The organism is Pseudochrobactrum sp. AO18b (assembly GCF_000409565.1).
GTDB classification, from domain to species: domain Bacteria; phylum Pseudomonadota; class Alphaproteobacteria; order Rhizobiales; family Rhizobiaceae; genus Pseudochrobactrum; species Pseudochrobactrum saccharolyticum.
Genome location: NZ_ANNO01000100.1, coordinates 1 through 5,698, shown reverse-complemented (window position 1 = coordinate 5,698; position 5,698 = coordinate 1). Strand labels below are relative to the sequence as shown.

At 52.3% G+C, this 5,698-nt stretch carries 2 protein-coding genes; both read right to left on the bottom strand.

The annotated features are described in order from the left end of the window. Window positions 1-46 precede the first annotated feature (46 nt). Window positions 47-4,870 carry an NAD-glutamate dehydrogenase gene (locus tag A918_RS19430; RefSeq protein WP_084664632.1) on the bottom strand — a complete coding sequence of 1,608 codons (4,824 nt, stop codon included), beginning with the start codon at window positions 4,868-4,870 and terminating at the stop codon, window positions 47-49. A gap of 183 nt (window positions 4,871-5,053) precedes the next feature. Then, on the bottom strand, window positions 5,054-5,677 hold the full coding sequence (locus A918_RS21980) for a TPM domain-containing protein (protein ID WP_028233381.1): 624 nt from the start codon (window positions 5,675-5,677) through the stop codon (window positions 5,054-5,056). Window positions 5,678-5,698 lie beyond the last annotated feature (21 nt).

Below are 5,698 nucleotides of genomic sequence, written 5' to 3'. Positions count from 1 at the left end.
CGGTGAAATACCACCGGCCTTTTTGAATTTCGCAAAATGAGCAAAATCAGCCCGCAAGATCCGCCATGAAACCGGCTGCCACTGCAAGACGGGAAACACTCAGATCTCCGCCTTCTGTCAGCGCAATCATACGCTGACGCACACCGTCAATCCGCTCAGCATCACGGGTCAGCCAGCTCTGTACCGGATCGGTCTCACCTTTGAATTTGGTGAGCGCTTCCATCGTCACAGCACGGGTTGCCTGTGTGATCGTATCAGTCGCACGGGACAAGGCCAGACCATCATAATAATCTGTCACCGGCACCGCAGATGCAGCCTTTTCAATATTAGCAATGCGGAAAGCATCAACAATTTTGAAATAAGCCGTCGCAGCGGTCATCAGCTCTGCCTTACCCTGATAGGCAATCAGCGCAATATCCGCCATCAGCTTGGCCGACTGCAGACGGGCAAGTTTGCGCGCCAGCGCTTCACCGGCACCTTTAGCGATATATTTTGCCGTATCTGCGGTAATCAGATCAGCAATGAAGTCAGGCATCAGCTCTTCAAGCTTCGGCTCCAGCGCCATGCGTGTCCGCTTCACCGCGCTGACCATTTCGCTCAATGTTGCATCAAAGCGGTTGTTACGCAGCACCCATGCGGTGGTTGAGAACAGCATTTCCCCAACCAGCGCATAGAATTCATTCTGCACTTTGCCCGGAATCTTATTATCCAGCGCATTAATCGCCTGATAGAGCTGCTCGGTTTCAAAACCATCAGCCACAGCTACATAAGACCGCAGAATTTCTGCTGGTGCCTCAGCCGTCAAATCATTCAGACGGCTGATAAATGTCGGCCCGCAACGATTAATCGCATCATTGGACAGAAGCGTTGCAATGATTTCGCGATGCAGACGGTGATGGGTAATGTCCTTGGCAAAACGCTCCTGCATTTCCTGCGGGAAATAGCCGAACAGGCGTGAATGCAGGTAAGTGTCATCCGGCAGATTGCTGGCGATCAGATCATCAGACAGTACCATTTTGCCATAGGCCAGAAGCACGGCCAGTTCAGGACGGGTCAGCGCCTCTCCGCGTTTCTGGCGGTCTGCCAGCACCTGATCATCCGGCAGATATTCCACCTTGCGATCCAGCAGCTTGCGGCGTTCCAGAGACGACATCATCCGCATCAGATATGGCAGTTCGGATGCACCGCGTTTTTCAACGAGAGACAGAGCCAGCGGCTGCTCATAATTATTATGCAGCACCAGCGCTGCCACTTCATCAGTCATCTGTGCCAGAAGCACGTCGCGTGCTTCACGGGTCAGACGGCCATCCTGCAGGCTTGGTGTCAGAGCAATCTTGATATTGACCTCAACGTCCGACGAATTCACACCGGCCGAATTGTCAATCGCATCCGTATTACAGCGACCGCCATTGAGGCTGTATTCAATACGACCGCGCTGGGTGGCACCCAGATTAGCGCCCTCACCGATCACTTTGGCGCGAACCTCACGACCGGTAATACGGATCGCATCATTGGCACGGTCACCAACTTGCGCATCACTTTCTTCGTTCGCACGAATATAAGTGCCGATACCGCCGAACCACAGCAGATCAACCTGTGCACGTAGGATCGCACCGATCACTTCATTCGGGCTTGCGGTCAGTTTACCCAATCCAATGGCCTCGGCTGCCGCTTCAGACAGGGTAATGACCTTCTGCGAGCGGCTGAATACACCACCACCGGCAGAGATTTTAGAGCGGTCATAATCCTGCCAGCTGGAGCGCGGCACATTGAACAGACGCTGACGTTCCACAAAACCGATATCGGTATCCGGCATCGGATCAATAAAGATGTCGCGATGGTCAAATGCAGCTACCAGTTTGATTTTTGGCGACAGCAACATGCCGTTACCAAATACGTCACCGGACATATCCCCCACACCGGCAACAGTGAATGGTGTGGTCTGAATATCAATATCCATTTCGCGGAAATGACGCTTCACCGCTTCCCATGCGCCACGGGCGGTAATGGCCATTTTCTTATGGTCATAACCGGCTGAACCACCGGAAGCAAAAGCATCATCCAGCCAGAAATGCTGTGCCTGACTGATCGCATTGGCCGTATCGGAGAAAGTTGCTGTGCCCTTATCCGCCGCAACCACAAAATACGGATCATCACTGTCCTGACGGATAACATCGACCGGCGGCACGATCTTGCCTTCGATAATATTATCGGTGATGGAAACCATGGTTGAAATGAAAGTGATATAGGCCGCACGCCCGGCTTCAAATACCGCATTGCGGTCGCCGCCAACCGGCAGACGCTTCGGATAAAAACCGCCTTTGGCACCACCCGGCACAATCACCGCATTCTTTACCTGCTGTGCCTTAACCAGACCCAGCACTTCTGTGCGGTAATCCTGCGCACGGTCAGACCAGCGCAAGCCGCCACGCGCAACAGCGCCAAAGCGCAGGTGAACACCTTCCACTTCCGGCCCGTAGACGAAGATTTCGCGGTAAGGGCGTGGTTCCGGCAGGCCGTCAACAGCACGCGGGTTAAGCTTGATCGCCAGTGTCACCGGCGCATTGCCGTCCTTATCATGCATATAGGCATTGGTGCGCAGAGAAGCTTCAACCAGATTACGGTAGCGGCGCAAAATCTGGTCATCATCAATGCTTGGTACAGCCTGCAAAGCTGTCTCAATGGCTTCAACAACAGCGCGTTCTTTCGCTTCTGTATCCGCCTGTTTTGCCAGCACCGGATTAAAGCGCAGGTCAAACAATGTGTAGAGATGCGCGGCAATGTCCGGGTAACGATTGAGTGCCGCAGCAATAAAGTCCTGCGAATAGGTGATACCGGCCTGCTGCAGATAACGGCCATACATACGCAGGATCATGATCTGACGCGCTGTCAGACGTCCGCTCTGTGCAAGGCCATTATAACCGTCATTATCTGCCTGTCCGCTCCATACAGTGCGGAACACATCATCCAGCAGATCACCATCATCGCTGAGATCAACGGCTTTGTCCGATGCGCTGACAATCAGCATATCATGGACATGCACCATGTTCTTGCCACCGGTAGCCGTCTGCACCGGTAGAGCGAAGGTCTGCTCACTGATGACACGAAACCCCATATTCTCCAGCAGCGGCACGCGCTGCGACAGCGCCAGTGCCTCACCGAAATGATAGAGTTTCAGGAAAGCCGCCTGCGGTTCCTGTGTGTCATAACGATAAAAATCAACATAAAGCGGATTTTCTTCAGTCAGCGCCTCAATACGTACGGCATCAACAAGCGCTTCGGATTCGTTAAAGGTCTCGCGATAGGATTCCGGAAAACCGGAAGCCAGACTGATCACACGCGGGGCGAAAGTCTGTGAGCTTTCCTCTGCCGCATCACGCACACCATCTTCCCATGTACGGACGAAACTGCGGATCTGCTTTTCCAGAGCCTCGCGAGCCATTTCGCTCACGCTGCCGTCATGGCGGCGGATGATGAACTGAACGCGGGTCACGCCTTTATCAAGGAACACCGGATGGAACTCCACGGATTCCCCGTGATAAACATCCATCAGATAATTACTGATTGCTTCGCGCACGACTGAATCGTAACGATCGCGCGGCAGATAGACCAGCACACTCACAAAACGGCTGAAACGGTCAATACGCGGCAGCACACGCACACGCGGACGCTCATCCAATGCCACGATCAGTTCAGCATGATCGGTCAGGGCATCCAGATCAATCTGGAACATATCATCACGCGGATAATCTTCCAGCACACGCACCAGAGCCTTGCCGGAATGGTCCGCAGCATTGAAGCCCAGACGACCGATTACTGCTTCCGCTTTACCGCGCAGATAAGGAATCGTGCTCAGGAAAGATGTATAGGCCGTCGAAGTGAACAATCCGACCAGACGCATTTCGCCGGTTACTTTGCCGTCTGCATCAAACAGTTTGATACCGATATAATCGATATATTCGCGGCGATGGACGAGCGAGCGGCTGTTGCCTTTGGTAATCAGCAGACTTTCAGAACCTTTGAGGAAGTCCTGCAATTCCTGTGCGATCGAAGCATTATCCTGCCCCTGACGCAAAACGCGAACAGCTTCATCACGCAGAATCCCCAGTGATGGTGCATCAGCCTGAATAAGCGTACCCTGAGCCGCATCGTAACGAAATTCACGCATACCCAGAAATGTGAAATTACCATCGCGCAGCCATTTGAGCAGCGCAATAGCTTCACGGCCTTCCGCTGTTTCCGGCAAACCTTTGACAGCGCTGTAAGAGGCAATCACCTCATCAAGACGCGCCAGCATCGGTTTCCAGTCACTGACAGCAGCATAAACCTGCCCCAGCACCATTCCGAGCGCCTGCTCCAGAGCTGTTCTTGCGCTTTCATCCAGTTGCGGCAGATGCAGCTGAATAACACTGACCTGTTCCGTACCTGCAACGGATTTACCGGAGGTTGCTTCGCCATGAACCTCATAGCTGCTGCCGTTAAAGGCAACATTGAGCACCGGATGCACAACCATATAGATCATGCCGGAACGTTCGAGAATTTCCGCCATCGTCGAATCGAGCAGAAACGGCATATTGCGGTTGATCAGAGTTACAACTGTCAGCGGACGACCGCGACGGCGCAGAATACTGTCATTATCGACGCTGATGACTGGCTTATCGGCCTGATAGGAACCAAAAGCTTTCAAAGCGAGCTTTGCAGCTTCTTCCATATCACCGGCATCATAGGCGGCAATATCTTCCGCCGGTGCCCATTCAAACAACAGCTTGGCGAACTGAGAAGCTACAGGCTCAGAGATATTCTGATAATCGACAACGAATTTGGTCTGAGCGGTATGGTCTGTATCGGCACTCACTGTAAAACTCCTCATTATACAGACCGCCTCTGCCTAAATTACCTTCGGCCTGCTCTTTCTCTCAAATAACAAGCAAATTGTGACAAAAGAACCGTTTTTTTCGATTTTTTCACCCGCAAACAAGCAAAAGTGAAATTAAATCGTTCTTAAAAATCATAAACCCGCTGCAAAAATAAAAATCAGCGGTGGATAAAATTCTTATAGTTCCACCAGATGGTCTTCCAGCTCGTTTTTGTCGCCGTCCTCTTTAGGAAAATGCTGCGCCAGCAGGTTGCCGGCTTTGGCAATCGACTCAACAAACCCTTCCGCAACACTTCCCTGTGCTGCATGGCGGCTGAGTGTAGCGACAATCGCATTCCATTCCTGCTGATCGACCCGTTCATTAATCCCTGCATCGGCCACCACTTCCGCATAGCGCTCAGCGAGGGAGACGAATAACAGGATACCCGTGCGTTTATTTGTCAGATGCACATTACGGGCGATAAATTGCTGCAAGGCATTCAAATGTGCCCGCCGGTAGCGCACCCGATGCGGAACCAGCACCATGCGCAATGCAGGTATAAAAGCCAAAAGCGCAACCAGACATATGAAGGCCGCCAGAATAGCCAGTGCAAATTTCGGCAGTGACAGATCAAACCAGTAATAATGCGCCACAAAGGCAGCAATCACTGCGGTTACGATCATACCACAACAGGCAATAAAACCTGCCACATAAAAATAATCATCGCTGCGCTGCGCGAGCACTGCATAAATTTCACCGCCTGTTTGCGCTTCCGCATCGCGAATAGCAGAGGCAATACGCTGGCGGTCTTCCTGAGAAATATGATTACGCTGAGAATGTGT